At 49.2% G+C, this 2453-nt stretch carries 2 protein-coding genes; both read right to left on the bottom strand.

Going from position 1 to position 2453, the window contains the following annotated elements; all coding sequences use genetic code 11:
- A partial coding sequence (locus B7X71_RS15230; RefSeq protein ID WP_293601301.1) for a tetratricopeptide repeat protein occupies positions 1 to 818 on the bottom strand: 818 nt, incomplete at its 3' end.
- Positions 819 to 823: 5 nt separating this feature from the next.
- Positions 824 to 2377 (bottom strand): murein biosynthesis integral membrane protein MurJ, encoded by a 1554-nt coding sequence (gene murJ / locus B7X71_RS15225; RefSeq protein WP_293599212.1) that lies wholly within the window; start codon positions 2375 to 2377, stop codon positions 824 to 826.
- Positions 2378 to 2453: the final 76 nt, after the last annotated feature.

Below are 2453 nucleotides of genomic sequence, written 5' to 3'. Positions count from 1 at the left end.
AGCGTAGCAATATGCTCACGAATATCCGCTGCATCTTCTGCGCCAGGCATTTCGCTTAAGTAGCGATGAAGGTCGGCTATTGCAGGGCGAACGTACTCTAGTTGCGCAAAGATTAAACCGCGATCTCGAATCTCTTCGCTTGACTCTGGCAGCAAAATGACGAGGCGCTCTTGAATGCCTAGTAGACGCTCCCAACGTTCATCTTCGGAGTAAATCATTTTGAGATTTCTCATAAAGCGCGAGAGAATTTCTCGAGAGCTAGAGGCTCGCAAGAAAATATTGAGTGGCAGACTCAGTTCGCCACGATAGCCTTTAGCATCGAGGTAGGGGTCGAGCATTTCCTGTAATTGATTTTTGGAGAGGGACTCGCCATTTAATGGGTCCATGATGATTTCACCTTGTTGCAAGGAGATGCGCATCATGAAGTGATTGGGGAAAGATACTCCGCGAATATTTAAACCAATTTGCTGACCAAGCTCCATCATCAAGATTGCTAGGGAGATCGGAATGCCGCGGCGATTCTCAATGATTTGATGAAGATAAGAATTCTCGGGCGCGTAAAAATCATTCGGATTGGGGCCAAAACCCAATTCGTTGTAAAAGAAATGCTTGAGCAACTGCAGGCGCTGAATCGGCGGGGTATCGGAAGTAATACGTTGCTTGAGTTTGTTTCCCCACTGATCAATTTGATCTAGTACTCCCTGAACGTTGAGATCAGGATAGGCATGCTGAGCAACTGCAACCGTCGCTTCAGTTAAGGGAAAGTGCTCGTCCTCAGCAACGAGGGATGTGAAATAGTCAAGTTGTTGTGTTGGCATAAAAGCTATTTTGCATGACGCAGGAATTTTTGCCAGCGAATGCCAACAAGCCATAGGGCTGAAAAATAAACTACTGCAGCAGCAGCTAGCCAGGCAGCTAGCAATCCAATGCGGATCCAGGGGCTAGATTGCAGAGCGATCCAATCGTGTGCAGTAGCGGCGTAATACAAGAGAAATGCAAAAGGAATTAATGCGAGCAAAAGCTGCCCTAAGTACTTTAACCATGCGGCACTAGGTAGAGCGCCGCGACGATGTAGGCCAACCCACAATAGCGTTGCATTTAGGCAGGCGCCAGCGCCCACGGAAAGGGCAAGGCCAGCATGGCCCAACCAAGGAACAAAAGCTAAGTTAGCCAATTGGGTTGCTACCAAGACCAACAAGCCAATTTTTACTGGTGTTCGGATATCTTGTCGTGAATAAAAGCCGGGGGCCAAGATCTTTACCAAAATAAGACCAATGAGCCCAACGCCATAAGCTGCCAGTGCACGCTGTGTCATGAGGACATCCAGGGCACTGAACTTGCCGTAGTGATACAGCACCGCTGCTAGTGGCTCACCAAAAATAAAGAGAGCAATTGCGCAAGGGGCGGCCAGCAAAAAGGTGAGCTGTAACCCCCAAATGAGAAGTTCACCAGCATGTACTAAATCATTTTTTGCATTTGCCTTGCTCAAGCTCGGTAGCAAGACTGTGCCTAGCGCAACGCCTAAGAGGGCGGTCGGAAACTCCATCAGACGATCGGCGTAAGAGAGCCAGGAGACGCTACCAGTTTGTAAGCGAGATGCAATATTGGTATTGATGATGAGGGAAATCTGGGCGACGGAGACTGCAAACACCGCGGGCCCCATGAGTTTCATGACGCGCCGTGCATCCGGATTTTTTATGGCCGCTTTGATGGCGCCTGGTAAGAGACCCACTTTAGGCAATAAGCCTAGGCGGTATAGCGCCGGAACCTGAATCGCAAGCTGCAAAAAGCCACCCACGAGCACGCCAATGCTCAAGGCATAAATCGGTTGATTCAAATAAGGTGCCAAGAAGATGGCGCTGCTGATCAGGGCTAAATTGAGTAAAACTGGGGTAAATGCCGGAATAGCAAAGCGGCCAAAAGTATTAAGGATCCCGGCTGACAGGGAAACCATGGAAATGAGGCCAATGTAGGGGAACATGATTCGGGTCATGACTACGCTTGCCTCATATGCTGGACCACCCTCAAAGCCCGTAGCAATCACCAGAATCAACAGAGGGGCACCGATCACCCCAAGGAGTACCGTGAGCAACAAAGCCCAAAATAAGAGCGTGGCAACGGCATTTACAAGGATTTGGGACTGTTTTACGTCCCCTTTAGTGGAAATTTCTCCCAAAATCGGCACAAATGCCTGAGAAAAGGCTCCCTCGGCAAACAGTCGGCGTAGCAAATTAGGTAGTCTGAAGGCCACATTAAAGGCATCTGTCCACTCCGAGGCCCCAAAACTACGGGCAATCAGGGTCTCACGGAGGAGTCCGGTGATCCTGGAGAGCATGGTGAGGGAGCTAACCTTGGCGGCAGCAGAAAGCAGATTCATGGGCTAATTTTCCCCTATTTATCAAGCGACTGGGCTTTTTTAGTCCTTTAATGTAAAATCTTGGGTTTTGGTGAGT

It is taken from the genome of Polynucleobacter sp. 39-46-10 (assembly GCF_002282275.1).
Note: the sequence above shows the minus strand (reverse complement) of the source record. Positions and strands in the feature narration are given on the sequence as shown.

Bases quoted from the DNA above. Each gene is read 5' to 3' on its own strand.
- murJ (WP_293599212.1), bottom strand. From the start codon at position 2,377: ATGAATCTGCTTTCTGCTGCCGCCAAGGTTAGCTCCCTCACCATGCTC.